Source organism: Shewanella sp. GXUN23E (assembly GCF_050865035.1).
Taxonomy (GTDB): Bacteria; Pseudomonadota; Gammaproteobacteria; order Enterobacterales; family Shewanellaceae; genus Shewanella.
This window is the reverse complement of the sequence record NZ_JBOZWP010000006.1, coordinates 132,806-155,533: the sequence shown is the minus strand read 5'-3', so window position 1 is coordinate 155,533 and position 22,728 is coordinate 132,806. Positions and strand designations below refer to the sequence as shown.

Annotated in this window: 19 protein-coding genes; 8 read left to right on the top strand and 11 right to left on the bottom strand. The window is 55.1% G+C overall.

The window, feature by feature from the left end; translation table 11 throughout:
• Window positions 1-204: 204 nt before the first annotated feature.
• On the top strand, window positions 205-1,788 hold the full coding sequence (locus tag ACRRUX_RS08125) for a BCCT family transporter (protein ID WP_432529030.1): 1,584 nt from the start codon (window positions 205-207) through the stop codon (window positions 1,786-1,788).
• A gap of 453 nt (window positions 1,789-2,241) precedes the next feature.
• Window positions 2,242-2,598, top strand: a complete 357-nt coding sequence (locus tag ACRRUX_RS08120) for a hypothetical protein (RefSeq protein WP_432529028.1) — start codon at window positions 2,242-2,244, stop codon at window positions 2,596-2,598.
• A 331-nt stretch (window positions 2,599-2,929) separates the two neighbouring features.
• On the opposite strand, the gene ACRRUX_RS08115 is transcribed toward ACRRUX_RS08120, so the two are convergent.
• A complete protein-coding gene (locus ACRRUX_RS08115) occupies window positions 2,930-3,856 on the bottom strand; it encodes a DUF368 domain-containing protein (protein WP_432529026.1) in 927 nt (308 codons plus the stop codon).
• Window positions 3,857-4,073: 217 nt separating this feature from the next.
• Here ACRRUX_RS08115 and ACRRUX_RS08110 point away from each other — a divergent pair, with 217 nt between their 5' ends.
• The gene (locus ACRRUX_RS08110; RefSeq protein WP_432529024.1) at window positions 4,074-4,550 is read left to right on the top strand and encodes a hotdog fold domain-containing protein; all 477 of its coding nucleotides are present in this window, start codon (window positions 4,074-4,076) and stop codon (window positions 4,548-4,550) included.
• A 68-nt stretch (window positions 4,551-4,618) separates the two neighbouring features.
• Complete coding sequence (locus ACRRUX_RS08105) at window positions 4,619-5,155, top strand: YdcF family protein (RefSeq protein WP_432529022.1); 537 nt, start codon at window positions 4,619-4,621, stop codon at window positions 5,153-5,155.
• A gap of 47 nt (window positions 5,156-5,202) precedes the next feature.
• Here ACRRUX_RS08105 and ACRRUX_RS08100 read toward each other — a convergent pair whose 3' ends face one another.
• From ACRRUX_RS08100 to ACRRUX_RS08090, 3 genes are all read right to left on the bottom strand, one after another.
• On the bottom strand, window positions 5,203-5,649 hold the full coding sequence (locus tag ACRRUX_RS08100) for a hypothetical protein (RefSeq protein WP_432529020.1): 447 nt from the start codon (window positions 5,647-5,649) through the stop codon (window positions 5,203-5,205).
• A gap of 38 nt (window positions 5,650-5,687) precedes the next feature.
• Window positions 5,688-6,608: an aldo/keto reductase gene (locus ACRRUX_RS08095; RefSeq protein ID WP_432529018.1), complete on the bottom strand. Its 921-nt coding sequence runs from the start codon at window positions 6,606-6,608 to the stop codon at window positions 5,688-5,690.
• A gap of 154 nt (window positions 6,609-6,762) precedes the next feature.
• Window positions 6,763-7,335, bottom strand: a complete 573-nt coding sequence (locus ACRRUX_RS08090) for a phosphopyruvate hydratase (protein WP_432529016.1) — start codon at window positions 7,333-7,335, stop codon at window positions 6,763-6,765.
• Between the two features lie 544 nt (window positions 7,336-7,879).
• Here ACRRUX_RS08090 and ACRRUX_RS08085 point away from each other — a divergent pair.
• Both ACRRUX_RS08085 and ACRRUX_RS08080 read left to right on the top strand, forming a co-directional pair.
• On the top strand, window positions 7,880-8,386 hold the full coding sequence (locus ACRRUX_RS08085) for a hypothetical protein (RefSeq protein WP_432529014.1): 507 nt from the start codon (window positions 7,880-7,882) through the stop codon (window positions 8,384-8,386).
• A gap of 136 nt (window positions 8,387-8,522) precedes the next feature.
• Complete coding sequence (locus ACRRUX_RS08080) at window positions 8,523-9,125, top strand: DUF1294 domain-containing protein (protein ID WP_432529012.1); 603 nt, start codon at window positions 8,523-8,525, stop codon at window positions 9,123-9,125.
• A gap of 118 nt (window positions 9,126-9,243) precedes the next feature.
• On the opposite strand, the gene ACRRUX_RS08075 is transcribed toward ACRRUX_RS08080, so the two are convergent.
• Window positions 9,244-14,232 carry an Ig-like domain-containing protein gene (locus ACRRUX_RS08075; protein WP_432529010.1) on the bottom strand — a complete coding sequence of 1,663 codons (4,989 nt, stop codon included), beginning with the start codon at window positions 14,230-14,232 and terminating at the stop codon, window positions 9,244-9,246.
• Window positions 14,229-15,398, bottom strand: a complete 1,170-nt coding sequence (locus ACRRUX_RS08070) for an outer membrane beta-barrel protein (protein ID WP_432529007.1) — start codon at window positions 15,396-15,398, stop codon at window positions 14,229-14,231. Before ACRRUX_RS08070 ends, ACRRUX_RS08075 begins: the two co-directional genes overlap by 4 nt.
• Before the next feature lie 258 nt (window positions 15,399-15,656).
• Between ACRRUX_RS08070 and ACRRUX_RS08065 the strand changes: the two genes are divergently transcribed.
• Window positions 15,657-16,130, top strand: a complete 474-nt coding sequence (locus ACRRUX_RS08065) for an FKBP-type peptidyl-prolyl cis-trans isomerase (RefSeq protein ID WP_432529005.1) — start codon at window positions 15,657-15,659, stop codon at window positions 16,128-16,130.
• Window positions 16,131-16,198: 68 nt separating this feature from the next.
• Here ACRRUX_RS08065 and ACRRUX_RS08060 read toward each other — a convergent pair whose 3' ends face one another.
• The 3 genes from ACRRUX_RS08060 to ACRRUX_RS08050 all read right to left on the bottom strand — a co-directional run bounded on the left by ACRRUX_RS08060 (window position 16,199) and on the right by ACRRUX_RS08050 (window position 19,036).
• Window positions 16,199-17,416 (bottom strand): M24 family metallopeptidase, encoded by a 1,218-nt coding sequence (locus tag ACRRUX_RS08060; protein ID WP_432529003.1) that lies wholly within the window; start codon window positions 17,414-17,416, stop codon window positions 16,199-16,201.
• Window positions 17,417-17,604: 188 nt separating this feature from the next.
• Window positions 17,605-17,790, bottom strand: a complete 186-nt coding sequence (locus ACRRUX_RS08055; protein ID WP_432529001.1) for a hypothetical protein — start codon at window positions 17,788-17,790, stop codon at window positions 17,605-17,607.
• Window positions 17,791-17,854: 64 nt separating this feature from the next.
• On the bottom strand, window positions 17,855-19,036 hold the full coding sequence (locus ACRRUX_RS08050; RefSeq protein ID WP_432528999.1) for an MFS transporter: 1,182 nt from the start codon (window positions 19,034-19,036) through the stop codon (window positions 17,855-17,857).
• A gap of 235 nt (window positions 19,037-19,271) precedes the next feature.
• Here ACRRUX_RS08050 and ACRRUX_RS08045 point away from each other — a divergent pair, with 235 nt between their 5' ends.
• Window positions 19,272-21,059 carry an aminopeptidase P family protein gene (locus ACRRUX_RS08045; protein WP_432528997.1) on the top strand — a complete coding sequence of 596 codons (1,788 nt, stop codon included), beginning with the start codon at window positions 19,272-19,274 and terminating at the stop codon, window positions 21,057-21,059.
• 76 nt (window positions 21,060-21,135) lie between these two features.
• On the opposite strand, the gene ACRRUX_RS08040 is transcribed toward ACRRUX_RS08045, so the two are convergent.
• A complete protein-coding gene (locus ACRRUX_RS08040) occupies window positions 21,136-21,540 on the bottom strand; it encodes a cupin domain-containing protein (protein WP_432528995.1) in 405 nt (134 codons plus the stop codon).
• Window positions 21,541-21,636: 96 nt separating this feature from the next.
• Window positions 21,637-22,614, bottom strand: coding sequence for a pyrimidine-specific ribonucleoside hydrolase RihA (rihA, locus tag ACRRUX_RS08035; RefSeq protein ID WP_432529099.1), 978 nt, complete (start codon window positions 22,612-22,614; stop codon window positions 21,637-21,639).
• Window positions 22,615-22,728: the final 114 nt, after the last annotated feature.

Below are 22,728 nucleotides of genomic sequence, written 5' to 3'. Positions count from 1 at the left end.
AGAAACTCGCTCACTATCTGATGACGACAAACACGCCGCAAGGCGAAAAAATCGATATGAAGACAGAAACTGGCTGATCTCTGCCTACAAAATCATCCGCAGGAGCTTCGGAAGTCAACGAGCCGAAGCTCCTGCAGGATGATGACAGAGAACACCTGCAGCTACTTATATCCTTCTGATGATAAAAAAGAAGTAACCATCACAATGAAACTAAATACAAATGGTATCGACCTGAAACTCACCCTGGGCAGTTTCAGCTTAGTACTGCTGCTGGGTATCCTGGCAGTATTTTTCCCGGCTGAAGTGAAAAGCACCATGGGCAGTATGCTCGACTTCACCGTTGTGAATCTGGGCACCGGCTTTTTGTGGTACATCATTTTTGCCACAGTTGCCCTGCTGTATCTGGCCTTCTCCAAATACGGCGAGATCCGTATGGGTGACTGCAAGCCAAAATTCACCAAATTCCAGCTGTTCGCCATGGCACTGTCTGCCGGTATGGGCGCATCCACCATGTACTGGGGTTTCATTGAAGCGGTTTATTACTTCATGGACCCACAGTTCGGTATCGACGACAAGCACATGGCCATGGAATACGCCACGGCGTACAACATGTTCCACTGGGGTGCTGCCGGTTGGTTCTCTTACCTGATTGTTGCCGTGCCATTTGCCGTGGTGTTCTACCTCAAGCGCAGCAAGTCGCTGAGCCTGTCTGGCGTGGTAAACAGCCTGTGTAACGATGCCCTGCCTGTGTGGGCACAAAAAGCCATCGACCTGCTGTTCATTATCACCACCCTGGCCGCCACGGCTCTGACTCTGGGTCTGGGTATCCCGATGATCTCGTCCAACATTGCCAGCCTGACCGGTATTCCGGATACCCTGATGCTGGGTGTGGGCGTGATTTTGGGTCTGGCGGTGATCTTCTCGCTGAGCTCTTATATCGGTATTGAGAAAGGCATGGCGGCCCTGTCCAGCGCCACCATCTATATCTGTGCCGGCTTTATTGGCCTGATTTTTATCATCGGCCCCTCTGCGCTGATGGTGAACAACCTGTCCAACGGCGTGGGCATCATGCTGAGTGATTACATCCGCATGAGCACCAGCACAGATCCCTTTGGTTCGACCCTGTTCCCTCAGTACTGGACAGTATTCTTCCTGGCTAACTGGATCTCTTACTCGCCTGGTATCGGCGTGTTCATCACCAAGATTGCTCAGGGCCAGAAACTGCGTGACCTGATCCTGGTGCTGGTTGTTGGTGGCACTTTGGGCTCAGCCGTTATCTTCGGTATCTGCGGTACCTTCACCATGGATCTGGTGAACAACGGCATTGTCGATGGCGTGAAGCTGATTGAAGCCGGTCAACCTGCCCAGCTGGTAAAAGAGGTCTTTGGTACCACGTCCATTCCTATGGTACTGACGGCCATTTATCTCATCACCATGATCCTGTTCACGGTAACCACACTGGACGGTACGTCATACTCTCTGGCGGGTATCGCCACCAGGAAACTGGATGATGAAGCCAACGTATCACCTATGTTCCGTCTGTTCTGGTGTATGTTGCTGACCGCACTGCCAATCATCTTCTTGGTGATCGACGCCGACCTGAACATTATGAAGTCGTTCCCTGTACTGATTGTGACCCTGATTATCCCAATCTTCTTCGTGGCTGCAGTGAAAACCCTGCAGTACCTGAAGACTAACTACAACGGCATCATGGCTCACCAGCGTGAGCAGGACCAAATCCTCGGTATTGCCGACGGGCAAACCGAAGATAACACCGCCAAAGCCTGAGTTTTGCGCTAACAACACAAGGTTTTCGTGGTGACAGTTACTGCCGTAAGGCGTAATTGATTTCACACCCCGCAAAACGGACCTCTTCTCAGAGAGGTCCGTTTTTTTTGCTATCGGCAGCAAATTGATTTCACACGCCATATCCAAACACCAATCTGACCTATCCCCAACGATGCCTGTTTTTTAGCATTCTTAATTTCACTGCCATTCAACCGTTTATCGACTCGCCTATCATCTACTCTGAACCTTGACTGTCACCGGTCTATATAAGCAATCTTTCTCCTTTGTTTTACTCAGATTTTGAATTGTCCTTACTTAGGTTGCTGATTTTAATAAGTATCAGTTTTTTACCCCTCTGAGCATGTACAAAATTCAATCAACGTATGCAACAATGCTATTCGCTTACATCACGATTCTACTTAACAACAAAAAAGACATTCCGCTGACGGTGATATGGGTATTGGTAATATCACCCCTATATTGAAATTCTACTTAAAGGGAAATTTTATGGTTTGGACATGTCAGAACTGCAATACCAAGATTGAAGAGAGTGGTTTTGAGGTATGCTGGAATTGCGGCTGTGAAAAGGGAAAAAACTGGTCAGCAGAACTCGGACAATCGACTTTAAAATGTATACGCTGCAAATCCCCAATGATAAAACTCGGCTCGAAAGAATTTCATGAAGGTGCGCGTTGGGGAGCCCTGGGTAACCTTGCAGAGTTATTTGTTAACAAACAAACGTTCGACATTTTTGCGTGTCAGTCGTGTGGCAAACTTGAGTTTTATTTACCTGAAGATGATAAAAACTGATGTGTCGGTGAGTAAAAAAAATCAATCATTGCCGTATCAAATATGACTGAGGCATATCATCTTTAGGTGGATTGTCTCTGGTATTTTGCTGCCAATGTCCTGCCAATACAGTGCCGCAGAAGTTAAAGTGGCACCGAACAAATCATATTCTGTTTGTCACACTTGCAAAAAGAATGACAGATTTAACCTTCAAACAAGGCTTCACAGACAGATATTATCCTGATGTCTTAGGCATTTTTCTATGTTGCCCATCACCTGACTCTGGAAACATAAAAACGCCCTTTGGTGATAAGCCAAAGGGCGTTGTTTATTTTGATTGTTTCAATCAGGATTACTCAGCGGTTTTGAGCTTGTCACCAAAGTATTCCAGTGCCACCACTATGCCAATACCGGCGAGCAGGCAGAGGATGGCCAGCATCAGCTGTGAGGGTTGACCCACCACCTGTTCATAATTCCAGGGAGCGAGATTTTGCTCCAGCAGCGGCACCTGCTCGCCTTTGGAGTTGGTGCGCCAGCTCAGCACTTCCTTCCAGGGCCAGATCTTGCCCAGGGTGCCCAGCATCAAACCGGTGAGGAACACCAAAGTCGCGTCGTGGAAGTTGCGCAGCAGCGCCGACAGCACATGGCTGAAGGTGAGCAGGCCGAATATCGCGCCGACGGCAAAGGTGGCGAGAATGGTCATATCAAAGGCTTTGACCGCGCCGATCACCGGGGCATACAGGCCAAGCAGCAGCAGAATAAAGCTGCCGGAGATGCCGGGCAGGATCATGGCGCAGATGGCAATCGCGCCGCCAAACAGGATATTGATCAGCGACGGCTCAACCGATACCGGGTTGAGAATGGTGATCACATACGCCGCAGCCACACCGGCAAAAAACAGGGCCAGTCGGCCAAAGGTAAAGCCTTTGACCTGTTTGAGCATGTGCACCACAGAGATCAGGATCAGGCCAAAGAAAAACGACCACACAGGGATCGGGTGATGGGCCAGCAAGTAAGTGATGAGCTTGGCCAGACTGACAATACTGGTGAGGATGCCGCCAAACAAACAGATCAGAAACGGGCCATTAATGTGCATAAAGGCAGCCTTGATGCCGTCTTTGCGGATCACGCCCCACAGGCTGGGATTGATACGACGAATACTGTCGAGCAAGGTGTCGAGAATGCCGGTAATGAATGCAATGGTACCGCCGGAAACCCCGGGCACCACATCGGCCGCCCCCATGGCCAGGCCTTTGAAATAAGTCAGCAGGTATTTCACAGTATGTCCTTGTCGCTGAAGAAGACTAAGAGGCCAAATTCCAGCCCCATGGATGGCCGGATTATACGGGAGTTATGCCAGTTACAAAATCTACCCTGATATTGTGATCTGGCTCACCTGTTATGTCGGTGTTAAACTCATCCGACCAGACTGACATTCATGCTGACCCAACGCGCTGATATTAAATGAGTCAGTGCCAGCCAGAAGGAACATGGCCATGCCCCATACCCACAGAAATAAAACCCTGGATCTGTACCAGAAACTGCAGCGCTGGCCCATGGGCAATAAGCTGTTTTCACTGGCAATTTGCCGCATGGCACCCTATTTTGGCAGTGTCAGCCCGCTGGTCACCAAACTCTATCCGCACCACTGTGAATGCATCATCAAAAAACGCCGCAAGGTGCAAAACCACATAGGCACAGTGCATGTGATTGCCATCTGCAACGGGCTGGAAATCGCCATGGGCGCCATGGCTGAAGCCTCGATCCCACCGCATTTGCGCTGGATCCCCAAGGGCATGACACTGGATTACACCGCCAAAGCCGGCACAGATATCCGTTGTGTGGCCGAGGTTGATCCCCATGCCTGGCAGCCGGGCGACATGGATGTGACGGTCACTGCCTATGATGCCAACGATGTAGTGGTGGTCAAAGGCAGCATCAAACTGTGGATTTCAGAGAAGAAATCCAAATAATCCAGGTTATGCAGAGGCGATTAAAACCGCTACACTCGCCTGGTTCTCTCACTCAGGATTCAGGCATTGTGTTGCAACAGCTAATCATCCAACTCGGCGCGCCCAACCACAGCGACGGCAGTCTCTCCGCCATTGCCCTTGGCCGTTGTCAGACCACGGCGAAGTTATCACAGCAGTATCCTGATGCCGCAATATTATGCACCGGCGGCTTTGGTGAGCATTTCAATCAAACCGTCATGCCGCACTGGCACTGGGTTCACCTTGAGCTCAAACGGCAAGGGATTGCGGCCTACAGATTGCCAGCCGGTATCGACAGCCGCTTTACCTTTGAAGATGCCAGCCTGACGCTGACATGGCTCTTGCAGCAACAAAGCGTTCAGGCAGACAACACTGAGCTGATTATTGTTACCTCAGATTTTCACATGCCCAGAGCTGAGCTTATCTTCAATGCCCTGCTGCCAAATTGGCAAAAGCACTACCTGTCCGCCCCCACGCCGCTGCCGGAAGCAGAGCAGCAGCGCCTGCGCCAGCATGAGCTGAATGTCATGGACAGAGAGCGGGACAATATCGCGCGTTTCAAAAGTGCAGCGCCTGGCCATCAATGACCCCTGCTGGGCACGCTATTTTGCAATCAAATGCCGCCCAGCCTGACTCAGCGGGATAAAGCCTGCAGCGATTGATATGCCGTCCTGCACGCCTTGCGATCCACTGTCATCACGCTACGAAGTTCGCCCTCACGGGTATTGAGCTCAAGCACACACTGACTGCCGCGCTGCCACTGCAAAGTCACCGTCATCACCTCTACCGCCAGCGTTTTTCCAGCCGGATACACAAACCCCAGCGAGACTTTGCCGGCATCTGAAATACCGACATGATGAAACACATCCAGATGCAGGCGGTAACCCTGCCACACCAGAAAAACCGGCAGCAAGGCAGCTATCATCACCGCTTTGCTGACTGACCTCGTTCTGCCTCGCCTATCCCCCAGCACCCGGCCAGCAAAATAGGTGACGATAAAAGCGACGGCGGCCAGCCACAGCATGAGTTTGAACTTGCCCAGCGCCACCTCCGGCGCCAGCAGCAGAATATCCATATCCATCACTCAGTTCGTTTTTCTCTGTTGCTATGGCTGTGCGGTTACGGCACTCCATGCCCCTTGGCCGCCACCCAGATACGATACCACTGCTCACGGCTGAGACTCAGCTTGGTGGATGCCAGCGCATCGCGCACCCGGGCGATATTGCCACTGCCCAAAATAGGCCTTGGCTTTGATGGCAGCATTCGCACCCAGGCAAATACCACCTGCTCAATCGAGTCGGCATTCACTTCAGTGGCTATCGCAGTGAGTTCAGTGCGCAGACGCTGTGCCTGCATCGAGTCATCACTCAGCAAACGGCCACCCGCCAGACAGGACCAGGCCATGGGGCGCACCCTCTGCTGCTGCAACTGATCCAGCGTACCATCCTCGGCCACGGCAAAATTGAAAGGATTAATCTCTACCTGATTAGTGGCCAGCGGCAAACGCCAACGGGACTGCAGCAGGGCAAACTGGGATGGGGAAAAGTTGGATACACCAAAGTGACTGACCTTACCACTGGCGTGTAAGGTCTCAAACGCCTCGGCCACCTCATCGGCGTCCATCAGCAAATCGGGGCGATGAATAAGCAGCAAATCCAGCTTCTCTATCCTCATGCGGCGCAGGGAGTCATCGACAGATTGCAGCATATGCTGCCGACCGGAATCATAATGATTGACCGTACAGCCCGGGCCGCCGGGCACATTGAGTTTGATACCGCACTTACTGACGATCTGCAGTTGCTGGCGGATAGCTGGCTGCAAACGCAAGGCTTCGCCCAGCAAGGTTTCGCTGCGGTAGCCGCCATAAATATCGGCCTGATCTATGCTGCTTACCCCCAGCTCCAGATGCTGCTTAATAAATGTCAGCCGCGCCTGCGGTGACATCTGCCACTGCGCCAGCCGCCAGTATCCCTGCACAAATTCCGACAGTAGCAGCGGCTCATCAGGCTGTATGTCCTGCGGCTTGGCGATGGATGCCATCTTGTCTTCCTTAACCTGTTAAATGGCTGCCAGTCTACCCAAGCGGATTGCCGCTCAGCAAGTGAGCAAGCCAACCAAAGCACTCAAACTGCATCCGCTATCGCCGCCTCAAAACAAAAAAGCACCTCGAGAGGTGCTTTTGGGTCATTCGTTGTTAGGCCGTCTGGCTGTCACTGTTGACTACCGCCGCCTGATTGGCCTGCTGCTCGGTTTTATCAAACAGCAGCTTGAAGGTCATGATACCGATGACCAGCGCTTTGATGATCATCATCTGAGTATTGCCATAGTAAGCCGCCATACCGACAAACCCCGACAACAACATCAGCAAACGATAGTTACGCAGAGTGGTCATATACAGAGCCAGCAGAATAATGCCCAGATCCACAAATTGCAGCGCCACCGCCAGGGTTGGCTCGGCAATAAAGGCGGTCACCGCCACATAGGAGATATAGCCAATGCCCGCAGCCATGATCAGGCCCAGCGTCAGGATCACCGACTTACTCGCCTGGGTGAAATCCTTGGCATAGCGGTAAGTATTCAAGGACGCCACCGACAGATTGAGGATCACCTTGGGCCACCAGCCCATCAAAAAGGCCCACAGGGTATCGTTTGCCGCGGAGCCAAAGGCGGCAAAGCGGGTAAATTTCATCGAGTTGAAGATGGTAATGGAGATATAAAAGGCGACCGAAGTCCAACCGAGTATTTCAGTAAAAAGTTCCAACGTCATTCAGAGGTCTCTTGCTTGTTGACAGCGCAGGGAATGTTCTTCGCTTTGCTTTGTAATTATCGATTTGGGCGACGTAGGAAGGGAGACTCAGGTAAACAGATTGTTTACAGAAAGTTCAACCACTTAACCAACTATCCGCAATACAATCCTTCGCATCAACCGGATAATAAAGCGAGTTAATCCAAGGTTTCAACGTGTCCGATGCAGCAACAGCGCGAACCGCACAAAAATAAAGCACAGATAACAGTTGACGCTGAAATGCCGCCGGGGCACCAACACCTCTCATACGGTTGCGCTTTCGCACAAAAATAAACACTTAACACAATGAATTTAAAATATTTATCGCTTGATGATTTGGTGACTTATACAGAATTGCATAACAGCAAAAGCGACTTCCTCATCATTTTGTGCTGAATTCTGTTGACGCAAAAGTTCGCACGCCAGCCTGTTACACCTTGTTTTACCTGCAGCTAATTTGCAAAGCCTCAGCTTTAACACCACAATCTCCGTAAAATAAGTACAACAAGCATTTCAGGGAATGATTATGAATAAATTGCTGCTTTCTTCCTGTATTCTGGCTGCCTCACTGGGCGCCCATCACACGGCTCACGCCGACATGCAGTGGCAAATGACCAAAGGCAAGCTGATGCTCAGTCAGCAACTGATTGACTGGCAGAGCACTTCGTTAGGCCCGTGCGCCAACTGCACCATTCAACAGCACAGCTCAGATACAGCTGGCAACAGTTATCATCTGTATGAAGGTGAAACCTTAAGAGCCATCCGGGTTGATAACAGCCAAAGCTGGATTGACGTGCCGCTGAACAATACCAGCAAACAACTGAGCCTGTCTCACAACCGCGATGGCAGCCTGATGTTGCATACTCCAGAGGGGAAAATGCACCACATCAAACTGCATCAGGCCAATCTGATCACGATTGATGGGCAGAGCTTCCACCTGTGGCTGGATGGCTACAATCCCGCCAGCCGCAACTGGCAATATGATGATGCCCACGATCAGCCCCAAATCAGCTACACCCTGCTGGCACTCTGACAACTGCGGGTTAAGGTATAAAGGCATGTAAAAAAACCGGCTATGGCCGGTTTTTTGTTGCTGCTGATTTGCACTGCTCGCCGAATTTCAGTAGCGTGCCGTCAATATGTAATTCTAATCCGAACAAGGATTAACGTTGAATCAAAGAGTTAAAGGCAAACTCATCGAATGGCAGGATGACCGGGGATTTGGCTTTGTACAAACGCCCCAGAACGGCGGAACATCAGGTCAGCGGGTGTTTGTGCACATCAAACAGCTGCGCAATCAGCGCCGTCGTCCCCGGGTGGGCGATACCCTGAGTTTTGAGCAGCTCCCTGACGCCAGGGGCAACCCCAGCGCCATTCGCGTGACCCTGCATGGCGGATGGTGGTCCGCCGGCGTACTGTTTGCCCTACTGTTCCTGCTGGCGCTGTGTGGCGTGACGCTGCTGCGGTTAATGCCAGACTGGCTGCTGGGCGCTTATCTGCTGATGAGTGTCATCACCTTTATCAGTTATGCCAGAGACAAATCCGCCGCCCTCAAGGGCCGCTGGCGCATCAGTGAACTCAGTCTGCAGTTACAGGCACTGCTGTGCGGCTGGCCCGGCGCTTTGTTAGCCCGCCACTGTCTGAGGCATAAAAGCAGCAAGACCCGTTTCAGTCTGGTGTTGTATCTGATGCTGCTGCTCAACATTGCCCTGCTCATCATTGCCCTGCTTGCAGCCGGAGGTTATCTGGGGCTGGATAAGTTTATACACTGACCCGGCTCCTTCCCCAATGACTCAAAAGATAAAGCCCTGCATTGCAGGGCCTTGTTGTGGTTCATCACAGAACGCAGGCGATAACTGTCGCCTGCCTATCCGGGTTAACCCGTTGGGCTCAGGGTGTTACAGTGACCGCAATCTGACTGGTCACACCCTCAAACTCCACTTCTACCTGAGTGCTGCCAACGGCACGCCCCTCGATAATGCCTTTATTGGCAAACACCAAATCTTCATTTGCCGGGGTGTAATGCACATACTTGGTGTAATCCTGCTCAGTGCCGTTATCAAACACGACTGTGGCCTGCACTTCGACAAATTTGCCCACCGCCACAGTCACCACAGAGGGCGTTACACGGATCTCAATCACCTGTGGCGGCAACACATACACAGTCGCACTGTCGCTCATGCCCTGGTAGGTGGCAGTTATCAAGCCCTGAAGATCTTCATGGGCACCTGTCACCCAACCGGCACTGCTGTTACCTGACTCCACCCACAAACCCGGATTATCTGAGCTCCATACACTGTCCAGGGTCACTTCCTGGCGGCTGCCATTGTGGTAATGCGCATAAGCTCTGAGCTGCCCGCCATCTGCCAGCGGGATCCCAAGCTCCTTGGGCTCTACGCTGAAGCCGGTTAATTGCAAAGGTTCAACCCGGGTGGTCACACTGTCAGTCATGCCGCGGAACTGCGCACTGATTTGCGCTGTACCGGGTTTTCTGGCATGTGCCATTCCCGCATCTTTACCTGCAGCGATAACCTGTACTGTCTGCGAGTCACTGGAAGACCAGGTAGAAAACTCAGTGACGTCCAGTTTTACACCGGAGAATGATGCTTCGGCCTTATAACGTCCTCGGGTACCGGGTGACCCCAGCAGATCTGCTGGGGTGACCTTAAAGCTGGTCGGGGTGTCATCCACCACCTGCACCTGAGCCTCACCGACTCCGCCCTGATAATGAGCAAAGACCCCGGAAACGCCCACCTGCTGCCCGGTCAGCAGGCCACCTTGCTCAATGCTGGCAATCTCAGGTCTGGTGACTTCCCACAATGCAAGGTCGGTTACCCATTCCCGGCTGCCATCATCATAGACAGCCTGGGCAGTATATTGTTGGCTCAAGCCCTTAATCACAGAGCTGTTCGCCGGCTCAACCAAGAGTCCAAGATAGACCTTGTCGATCACGTCAATGCGAGCCTGAGCCTGCATACCATCATAACTGGCTTGTATGCCTGTACTGCCGGCAGCCAGACCTGTTGCAATGCCCTCGCGAAAACGCCCATTTTCAATGGACGCTATGCTGGTATCCAGCACACTCCAGGTGGCCGCTGAGGTAACATCCTGATTGAAGCCATCACTGAAGAAGCCCCGCGCCTGATATTGGGTTTCTGCGTTAATGGCAACACGGGCAATATCCGGTGAGATCTCCAGTTTCACCAGCGCAGGCTCGCCCACCGTCAGCGGCGTCGATGCACTGAAGCCTATGTAGTGAGCGGTCACATTGGTGACACCTGACTGATAGGTATGGGCCAGACCACTGCGGTCCAGACTGGCAATATCATCATGCTCACTGAGCCAGTTCACCCAGGGGGTGAGCTCGCGGCTGCTGCCATCGGAGAAACGACCATAGGCGTGATACTGCAGTGTCAGGCCAGCAGCGACTTTGGCATTAAGGGGCGCAATCGACAGCTCCTCAAGTACCGCTGCACTCACCTGCACCTGCGCGGTTTGCGACAGCCCCTGATAAGTCACCGTCACTTGCGCCTCACCTACGGCGAGCGCCGTTGCCAGGCCACCATCACTGCCATTGGCGACATGCACCAGAGTATCGGCGGAGCTGCGCCAGGCCGCCAGTGTATTGACATTCTGGCTGCTGCCATCGGTCAGGAAAACTCTGGCCTCAAACTGCCCCTGGGTTCCGACCGGCACACTGGCCTCCAGTGGCGTCAGCTGCAGTGTCTTGGGCACAGCCGCCATCACACTCAGCAATGCATCACCCCGAATACCGGCGTAATCGGCGATAATCCGGGTCTGCCCCACCACCATGCCGGTGGCCAGGCCATCTCTGCCAACAGTTGCCACCAAAGGATCTTCCGCCAGCCAGCTGCACTGAGCGGTCAAATCCCGGCGACTGCCGTCGGAGAAAATACCGTGCGCCTGATAAGCCTGCTCAAGCCCCACAGGGATCTCGCTCCTTGCCGGAGAGACCTCCAGGCTGATCAATACCGCGTCCGTCACCTTCAGTGCGGCAATCGCCGTCTTGCCTTCAAACGCGGCGGTTATCTGAGTACTGCCCGGCGTCAAGGCCTGCGCCTCACCGGCCTGCACACCCACAGGCACGATGACGGCAATGCCATCGTCAACACTGCCCCAACTGGCCTGAGCGGTCACATCACTGGCATGACCGTCAGAATAGAAGGCGGTGGCCTGATATTGTCCCTGAGTACCGGCCGGTACTGTGATATTTGGGGGACTAATCTGTAGCATGGTCAGCTCAGCCGAGGTCACATGCAACTTGGCCGCCGCCTGGAATCCCTGATAGCTGGCCAGAATATTGGCTACGCCCCGCTTATGACTCTGGGCCACACCGAAGCGGTTGATACTGGCCACCGTCACATCAGAGCTCTGCCAGCCTGCCACACCGGTTAAGTCACGCACGCTGCCGTCGGAAAACAGGCCGCTGAACTCATAGGACTGGATATTGCCCGCGGCGACGGTAGAGAGCACAGGGCTTAAGCTGACCGACTCCAGGATGGCTGAGGTCACCTGCACCTCACCCTGAGCCTGCATACCATCGAAATCTGCGGTCATCACGGCATTACCGGCAGACAGGGCAGTCACCCATCCCGCCTGACTGCCACTGGCGGCAATTTGCGCCACTGTTGGTGTGTCTGAGCGCCAGACGGCAAGGGCGGTGACATCCTTCACCTGACCATCTGAGTATCGCCCCAGTGCGCTCAGCTGGGTTTGATACCCCTCAGGAAGCACAGTCACGGCAGGAATGACTTGCAGCTCAGTCAGCAAAGCATCTGTCACTGTCAACTCAGCACTGGCACGGCTGCCCAGATAACTGGCATGCACCTGGGTTTGTCCGGCGCTCAGGCCAAGGGCAATCCCCTGTCTGTCGATATGGGCAATATTGACATCCCCCACCTGCCAGAACGCCTGAGAAGTGACTTCCCGGGTATTGCCATCGGTAAAACTGGCATACAGGCGATAGGCCTGCTGATAGCCAGCGGCAATCGTTGCGGAGCCGGGCAACAAAGTCAGTCCGGTCAACTGGGCATCAGTGACCTGAGCGCCGGTTTGATCGCTGGCCCCCGCGGCCTGCACTTTGGCACCTGCAGCCAAAGTACTGGCCATACGCGTGCTGGGAGCTGAAATGGCCTTCAGGCCGCCATAACTGGCCTGAATTTGAGTACTGCCGGTCGCAAGCGCCCGCGCCATACCGGCATCCACGCCACTGGTGACTATGGCAACGATATCCGGCTGGGCACTTTGCCACAGTGCATCCTGAGTGACCTCCAGACTGCTGCCATCGGAAAAATAAGCGGTCGCCTGATACTGTCCCTGAGTGCCTATCGGCTTGACCAGATCCCTTGGGGTGATCTGCAAGCCGGTGAGCACAGCATCCGTCACCGTCAGCGAGGTTGTGGCGCTTCTCCCTTGATAGCTGATGCTGATTTGGGTAGCGCCCATCTCGCGGCCAAGGGCTATCCCGGCCAGGGCACCGTTGGCACCTATGACAGAGATATCTGGCTGACTGCTCTGCCAGAAGCCCAGACGGGTGATGTCCTTAACACTGGCATCAGAATACACAGCGCTGGCCTGATATCTCAGGCCTGTGCCCACAGGTGTTTGCGCATCCAGCGGCGAGATAGTGATGCTCTCAAGCACCGCATTGGTGACTGTCACCTTAGTCGCAGCCTGCATGCCCTGATAGGCAGCCGTGATTTGTGACTCGCCCGGGGCGATAGCCACGGCATCACCTGCGCTTTCACCCACAGGCACTATGGTTGCGATATCCTGCGCACTGGATTGCCAGGCTGACTGACGGGTGACGTCAGCCGTGCTGCCATCGGAGAAATAAGCCGTGGCGATAAAGGTCTCCTGGGTACCGGCAGGGAAACTGGCATTAACCGGGGAGACGGTCAGCTGGGTCAGCGCCGCATCGGTTACCGTGACATGGGTGGCGTCGGTTAACTGATTCGCACCATAACTCAGGGTTGCACTGATGCGGGTTGTGCCCTGAGCCTGAGCGGTCAGGTAGCCTGCGGTGTCCACAGTAGCAATGGCTGAACTGTCTGTTTGCCAGCTTGATACCCGGGTGACATCAATCACATCACCGTTTTCCAGCGCCAGCATGGCCTGATACGCAAGCCCTGTGCCTTTGGGCAGGCTGGCATCAATTGGGGAAATCTTAAGTCCGGCCACGGCCGCATCCAGCACCACCAAAGATGCCTGGGCAGAGGCACCGGCGAATCCGGCATTCACACTGGTTATACCGGCCTGTTTACCCACAGCATTGGCCTGACGGTTATTCAGTGAGATGTCCGCAATCAGCCCCTCGCTGACGCTCCAGCTGGCATCAGCGGTGACATCCTGAATATGGCCATCGTCAAAATGGGCCACCGCCTGATATGCCTGAGTCATACCCACCAGGATCTGCGCCTGAGGCGGCTGCACCGACAGACTGAGCAGAGCCGCATCTGTCACTGTCAGACGGGCACTGTCAGTCACCGGCTTGGCATTGGGCACAGCCTCAAGATAACTGGCACTGACCAAAGCCGTACCTGAGGCCCGCGCCTTAACCATACCCGCGCTGTCCACAGACGCGACCTCAGGCATATCCAGCGACCAGGTCACACTGGCAGTCACATCTCTGTGGCTGCCATCACTCAAAGTGGCAATGGCCTGATACTGAGCGGTCGTCGCCACTGCCATGACATTGGGATCAGGCAATACCTGCAACGCCACCACATGGGCAGGACAGGGATTGTCCGGACCGCCGCAGCTGCCGGTTGGAAAACCATCATCATCACCGCCACAGGCCGCCAGCAGGCTCAGCAGCCCTAAAGACAGCAGCCGCACAAATTTCATCAGATACGTCATTGTGATTCTCCCTGCCCAGTCACTTGCTCAGTCTTATGCTGTGCATCTTGTTGCGACTCGATGGATGATTTATCAGAAATCTCCGGCTCATAAGCGGGCAGGAACACATCCACCCGCCGATTGAGATGACGATGTTCGGCAGAATCATTGGCCGCCACAGGGAAGGCTTCACCGAAGCCTTCGAGTTCAATCTGCGCCCGGGCAACGCCCATCTTGAGCAGATACTGAGCCACACTGACCGCGCGGCGGGTCGACAGCTTGAGGTTATAGGCAGGATTACCGACATTATCTGTATAGCCTTTAACCTGCACCTTGCTCTCTGGATGAGTGGTCAGGCGTTTGACAATATCATCCAGCCCCTGGCTGCTGAGCAAACGGTCGCTGTCAAAATCAAACAGCACCACCTGATGCAGTGCCGGTAATTTAATCGGTGGCGGCAGTGTCACCACTGGAGGGACAGGCTTGGTTGGCGGTGGCGGCACAGGCGCTGGCTTGGCACGCTCACCAAAACGATAACTCAGCCCCAGGGAAGTGAAATGACCATTACTGCCCCCCAGAAGATCGCTGCCCAGCTTATCCATGTACTGGTATTCAAGCCTTAGCTGCCAGTTGTCGCTCAGCAGATATTCAGTGCCCAGCCCCAGCATGGGCGCCCAGCCATCATCCTTGGTGGTCTGCCAGGGACCGCGGTTCTTGCCGTGCCAGCCCAGGGCACCTGCCTTGGCAAACAGCGACCAGTTTTCGGTCAGCCATAAACGCCCCACGGCAGACAGCTCAATGCCGGACATACTGCCGGTGTATGTCTGATTGACGCCTGACTCAGAGTAGATGGCCTGGGCCTCGCCCAAATCCAGGTAAGCGGCTTCAAACCCCAGATTTTCGGTCAGCTGATAACCAACAAATGCCCCCCAGCCGAGATCGTCAGCCTCACAGTCGATACTCCAGTCCTCACAGGCCTGTTGGTAATGCATCCAGCCTGCTTTGGCACCGAGATAAAAATAGGAAGAAAATTCAGCTGGCTGCTCAGCAGATCCCGGTGTTTGCGCCTCGTCAGACGAAGGTGCGGCAGGCTCAGCCGCCAAGGAAAAAGCCACCAGCGGAAAGGTTCCGGTGACAAGCGATGAAAAGATGACTGCAGCAGGAATATTCCTTGCGAATATCGCCATAACACACTCCGATCCATAAAGATTCATGGCAGAACCATCATCAGCCCGCTGACACTCAGCGCAGCGCAAATTCCCCTGCCAAGGTTAAATGACAGCCGAAATATAACACTTGAAACCCCCTGAAAAAACCAATAATCCAACTGATTTCACAGGAAAATACCAATTGTCGCCTACTGGATACACCCGCTTGTTTATGCTTTACCCTTTGACTGCACACTATTACCATGAGGCGACAATCTAACTCAGGGAATAATCTGTATGAGACTCTTGCTCGCGGTGGTGGTCATCGCCTGTGTGCTGTTCTACTTCTTTACCACGATGAATAATCAGAAGGCTGCTCAGGCCAACCTGGCCGCCGGTCAGGCATTCCTGCAGCAAAATCAGGCACGCGAAGGGGTCAAGGTCACGCCATCCGGTCTGCAATATGAAGTGCTGAGCAAGGGCGAAGGCACAGTGCATCCCAGTGCCAGCGACTCAGTGAAAGTGCATTATCACGGCACCCTGATCGACGGCAGTGTATTTGATTCCTCGGTGGAGCGTGGTGAACCCATTTCCTTCCCGCTGAATCGGGTCATCAAGGGCTGGACCGAAGGCCTGCAACTGATGACAGTGGGCGACAAGGTGCGCTTTTTTATTCCGGCTGACTTGGGCTATGGCAATCGCGCCGCCGGTAAAATCCCGGGTGGTTCGGTACTGATTTTTGATGTGGAGCTGCTGGGCATCAACGAATAGTTTTTGCGGCCCTCAAATACCAAGAAGCCCGGCATTTCGCCGGGCTTCTTGCTGTTCAGACGGGGAGATCAGGCCTGATAACCGAACGGATCATCCACTGAGTGTGCAGGCTCGGTAAACCATACCGGACCATTGGCCGACATATAGAAATGGTCTTCCAGACGGATACCAAACTCGCCGGGCAGACACAGCATGGGCTCGTTGGAGAAGCACATGCCGACATCCAGCAGGGTTTGCTCGCTACGCACCAGATAAGGGCCTTCGTGAATATCCAGCCCCAGACCATGACCGGTTCTGTGCGGCAGGCCCGGCAGACCGTAGTCTTTGGCCATGCCCGCCGCTTCCAGCACATTGCGCGCCGCGATATCCGCCACGCCACAGGGCTCACCCAGTTTGGCGGCATTGAATGCAGCCAGCTGACCGGCCTTCTCCAGGTCCCAGATCTCACGCTGACGGGCGCTCGGTTCACCGAACACATAGGTACGGGTGATATCTGACTTATAACCAAACAGTTCACAGCCGGTATCGATCAGCACGATTTCCCCGGCTTCCAGAGCCTTGGGCGTCTTCACGCCGTGGGGGTACTGAGAATCCTCACCAAACAGCACGATACAGAAGTAGTTCCCGGCCGGCGCGCCCACCTTGATGTGCGCCTGCTGAATGAAATCCTCCACCTCGGCCACGGTTATGCCTTCGCGCAGAATGCGGGCAACGGCTTTATGCACCTCAAGCGTCATGTCCATGGCGCGCTGGATAATCGCCAGCTCCGCCGGTGACTTACAGGCACGGCAGCCCTGAGTCACGCTTTGCGCCGACTGTAGCTGCATGGCCGGATTGGCCTGTCGCACACCTTCACACAGGAAGAAGGCTGCCGACTCATCAATGGCCAGCTTGCCAGAGGTGATCCCCATGCGTGCCAGCACAGCACTGAGTAGCGCATACGGGCTTTGATCTTCATGCCAGGTGTTGACCTTGCCCTGAATGTTCATAAAGCCCTGAATCGTGCCCAGCTCGAAATGTGGCGCGATATATTCCAGCTCACCCTCGGCTGGCAGAATGGCGCCCACCATACGCTCAGAGGCGTACCACTTCAGGCCGGTAAAATAATACAGATTGGAGCCGGCATTCAGGTACAGGGCGGCAATCCCCTGATCACGCATCAGCGCTTGCGCCTTGTTGATACGGGCACGAAATTCAGCCTGTGCAATGGGTTCAATACCCGCTGTCATATCCGCCAGTTTGGCCAGTTCAACTTCAGGGCTGGAGCCCCCGACACCCAGGGTCATGTGGTCACCTTTGATTTTTGTCATGGTTATAGGAGTCGATGGCAGTACGCCATCACAGTCAGGATAAAATATACAATTTTGATGACGATGGACAGAGAGCGGTGGAAATTCTTATGGCTGCCTGCATTGGCGGCCTGCTGTGGATGGCAGCACTATTGGCAGCACTATTGGCCGCACTATTAGCCGCATTATTTACGCCGATCCAACCTGACAAAATCCACCAGCATACCCAGGATGACACCGGTCACCAGCCACAGCGCCATCAAAGACCAGAGATCGCCCACCAGCAGCCCAATGCCGGTGCCGAACACCAGACCAACTATGGCACCATACAGGGCGCCTCTGGCAATCCCGTGTGGGTTATCTGACATCATATTCTCCTTTAACACTGGCATCTGCGGTGCATTTCAAGCCTCAACCTGCTGCTCCGGCATACACCTATCCACCGGCAGCAACCGTGCGCTGACGCCACTGAACACTCACCATCACCAGCAGCAACACACCAATAAAGGGCAAAGTACACAACAGCAGGGTTTGCCAGCCAAAGCTGAATAGCAGCCAGCCGGCACTCAGGGAGGCCAGCGCCTGGGCGCTGAAAATCACGCTGTCGTTAAAAGCCTGCACTTTAAAGCGCTCCGACGCGCGATAGCATTCAGGCAGCAGCGCCGTGGCCGCCACAAATAGAAAGTTCCAGCCAATGCCCAGCAGCACCAGCGCGCTCCAGTAATTAAGCAGTTCACTGCCGGCCAGCGCCAGCCCCACGGTCAGCAGATAAGCCACCAGCCCAGCCATCATCATGGGCAGTATGCCAAGACGGGCAATCAGCCAGCCGGAGATTAAAGACGGCAGATACATGGCAATGATATGGCTCTGGATCACCCATTTGGTATCCGCCAGCGTGTGACTGCCGTGGTGATGCATATGCACAGGGGTGGCCGTCATGATCAGGCTCATCAGCGCATAGCCCAGCATGCCCGCCAGAATGGCAACCCAGATCACCGGCGATACCAGTATCTGCTTCAGGGGACGGGCCGCTTCATGGCGATCATGCTCAGCAATCTGCACCGCAGGCGGACGATACCAGAGCAACACGGCAAAAGCCGCCAGACAGGTGACACTCAGCATCACAAACGCACCGGCATATTGAGTGACAAGCAGATCCCGGCCAAACAGCGCCAGCTCCGGGCCGATAATGGCCGCTGCCAGCCCTCCGAGCAGCACCCGCGAAGCCGCCTTTGGCGCATCCAGCACAGCCACCGCCTCGATGGCGGCAAAGCGATACTGCAGCACTATGGCCGCCGAGCCGCCCAGCATCAGACCCGCCACGCAGAACAGCCAAAACTGACTGTGCAGCACAGCTGTCATGGCCATCAGTCCGCTTGATGCGCCCCACAGGGTGCCACCCAGAAACACCGGCCGACGACCATAGCGGCGCATTAACCTGGATGCCGGCAACACGGTCAGCGCAACCCCCACCACGGTCAGCGCAATCGGCAGCGTTGCCAGCTCCTCACTGGGCGCCAGCTGCGCGCCGATAATGCCGCCCAGCAGCACCATAATGGGCGTTGCGCTCATCGCCAATGCCTGCGCCAGCGTTAATATCCATACCGCCCTGTTCATCGCCCACTCCCATCCTGGCCGTTGCGCCCCGTTGAACGCTGCGCTCCATTGATCGCAGCGCCCTGTTGATCGTTACGCCATTGTTTCATGAATGTCAGTAAACAAAAACTCATGCTGTGTAAGGGATTATCTCCGGCCACTCACTTGCACGCCGTTCCTCGCGCCTGCCATAATCCGCAGCAAACCCATACAGGCTGAGCGCCCTGGCGGCCCAACCTGAGAACAAGGAATTTTTATGTCTGAAGTTATCGCCTCCCGTCTCAATGCCGTACGCAGCGACATGGCTCAGGCAGGCCTCGCGGCCTTTATCATCCCTCGCGCCGACGAATATCTGGGCGAATATGTGCCTGCCCACAACGAGCGTCTTGAGTGGATCAGCGGTTTTACCGGCAGTGCCGGTGCCGTGATTGTGCTGACAGATTCAGCCGCCATCTTCACCGATGGCCGTTACACAGTGCAGGTGCGCCAGCAGGTGGACGCCAGTCAATTCGCGTTTGAAAGCCTGACCGACACCCCGCTGGCAGACTACCTGGCCGACACACTGCCAGCCGGCAGCAAAGTGGGCGTAGATGCCCGGCTGCATACCCTGGCCTGGTTTGAACAGGCGCAGGAGCGTCTGGCCAAGGCGGACATAGTGCTGCTGGCGCTGGACCACAATCCGGTCGACCGCAACTGGCAGGACAGACCTGCACCAGCCAATGCTCAGGTGATCTTGCTGGATGAGAAACATACCGGCGCTTCAAGTCTGGAGAAACGTCAGCAAATTGGTGAGCTCATTGCCAAACAGGGCGCCGATCTGGCGCTGATCACCCAACTGGATTCCATCGCCTGGCTGCTCAATATCCGTGGTCGCGATGTTCCCTGCCTGCCGATAGTGCTGGGCAGCGCCCTGTTGTGGGCCAATGGCGACATGCAGTTTTTTACCGACATCAGCAAACTGCCGGCAGATATCGCCGCCCATGTGGGCGCAGGTGTCAGCTTCCTGCAGGAAGCTGAGCTGAGCAGTGCCATGGCAGAGCTCCGTGGTAAACGTCTGCTGGCCGACCCCAATACTGCCAACGCCGCCAGTCAGCTGAGCGCACTGGATGCCGGTGCCCGCCTGGTGGCAGGCATGGACCCGGTACTGCTGCCCAAGGCGGCCAAAAATCCGGTGGAACTTGCCGGTATGCGTGCCTGTCATGTGCGTGATGGCGCGGCCGTCAGCCGCTTCCTCGCCTGGCTGGATGGCGAAGTGGCCGCCGGTCGTCTGTATGATGAAGCCGAACTGGCCCGCAAGCTGGAGAGCTTCCGTCTGGCCGACGACAGCTATGTTGAGCCCAGCTTCGATACCATTTCCGCCGCTGGCAGCAATGCCGCCATGTGTCACTACAACCATCTGAATGGCACCCCGGCCAAACTCACCATGAACAGCCTGTATCTGGTGGACTCTGGCGCCCAGTATCTGGATGGCACCACAGACGTGACCCGCACCATCGCCATTGGCGAAGTGACCGACGAGCACAAAAAGATGGTGACTCTGGTGCTCAAAGGCCATATCGCCCTGGATACTGCGCGCTTCCCCAAAGGCACCACAGGCCAGCAGCTGGATGCCTTCGCCCGCATGCACCTGTGGCAGCACGGCTTTGATTATGACCACGGCACAGGCCATGGCGTCGGCCATTTCCTGAGTGTGCATGAAGGGCCGCAGCGCATCGCCAAGAATGCCAATGGCGTGGCACTGCTGCCGGGCATGGTGCTGTCCAATGAGCCGGGTTACTACCGCGCCGATGGCTTTGGCATCCGTCTGGAGAATCTGGTGGAAGTGCGCCCCTGTGAGGCACTCAAAGGTGCTGAGCGGGAGATGTATGAGTTTGCGCCCATGACCCTGATCCCGCTGGATCTGCGTTTGCTGGATACCTCGTTGATGACTCAGGCAGAAATCGACTGGCTGAACGCCTATCACAGCCGGGTATTCGCGGCGCTGTCTCCGCTGCTTGAAGGGCCAGATCACGATTGGCTGGTCCAGGCCACCCGGGCCATCTGAGGTTAAATGGACACAAAAAAATGCCGCAGTCATCTGCGGCATTTTTTATGGTGAACATGCTCAGGCCTGTGGCAATTTATGCCTGAGGCAGTTTGCTTTCAATAAAGTCAAACGCGCCGCTGTGGATGTACACCAGCCGACATTCACTGGCATACACCACACTGTGAATACGCCCCTTGCGGATGTAAGCGGTTTCGCCCTGGCTGAAGACCTGCACCGGGCCGTCTTTCACCAGCTTGCCGTCCTGCTCCAGATAAAACTGGACCTGCATCTCGCCCTGGCTCATCACTGTCATATCATCACCGGGATGATGATGGGGTGGCTCAGTGCTGCCGGCATCCCAGCCTTCCAGCATCAGCTCGACGCCGTCGGGATCGGCCGGCAGTGTGCCGCGCATGGTAAAGCCTGGGGGAAAGTCGTCACCGGATTTGAGGTGTTGCCACACCTCGCTGTTATGCATATCAATGGATTGGGATGTCATAAGGACTCCTTATGAGAAAATTTGTTTCATCATAGATGCATTGCCCTTACCAGTGATAACCCCTGTCGGTGAAATTATCTTAATCCGGCGTGATGATTACCAAACCCTGAGGCTGTCTGCCAGCAGATCAACAAATCGCTGCCGGTCCACACCGAGCAACACATGGGCATTGGCGGGTTTGCCGGTCAGGCCGAAGCGGTCGACGACTGTCATCCCCAGAGTTAATTCGCTGCGGGTTTCGATAGCCACATGGCAATCAATCCCGCGAAACATCTCAGGTTGCAGCAACCAGGCAATGGTGCAGGGATCATGCAGCGGCGCACCATCAAAACCCCACTTGGGGTCTTTATGATAGATCACGAAAAACTCCAGCAAATCTGCCACACACTGGGCCACTGGGTTGTCGATGGCACGCATGCGGGCCACATCTGCCTCCATAATCTGCGCCTCATGGGTGACATCCAGACCGCACATGGTGATGGCAATGCCGCTGCGAAAAACGATGTCCGCCGCCTGCGGATCAACAAAAATGTTGAACTCGGCAGCCGGTGTCCAGTTACCGACCCCGGCAGCGCCGCCCATCAGAACGATGCGCTCCACTTTACTTTTAAGCTCCGGGTAAGCCAGCAAGAAGGTGGCGATATTGGTCAGCGGTCCGGTGGGCACCAGAGTTACTGGCTGCTCACTGGCGCGTATCTGCTGCGCCATCAGCTCCCAGGCCTTAAGCGGTACAGGTTCAAAGCCGGGCTCCGGCAGGTCAGGACCATCCAGCCCGGTTTCGCCATGCACATTGTCGGCAATAATCAGCTCCCGGATGAGCGGCTTGGGCGCGCCGGCAGCAACCGGTACCTCAGTACGCCCCAGCAGCGTGAGGATCCGCAGCGCATTGCGCAGGGTCTTGTCCGGTGTTTGATTACCGGCACTGGTGGTCACCGCCAACACCTCAAGCTGAGGATTGGCCAGTGCCATGATCAGCGCAATGGCATCGTCATGGCCGGGATCGCAATCGAGGATCACCGGCAAAGGTGACTGGTGGGAACGGGCTGCTTGTGGGGACAGGGGGGCAGATTGCATCATCAGTATTTTCTCCTTCTATTCCGCCCAGCATAACCCCCTTACACGGATCAGTCTGTGATCCCCTCGCCCTGACGTAGGGCCAATCCATACAGGGCCACAGCGACGTTGAAA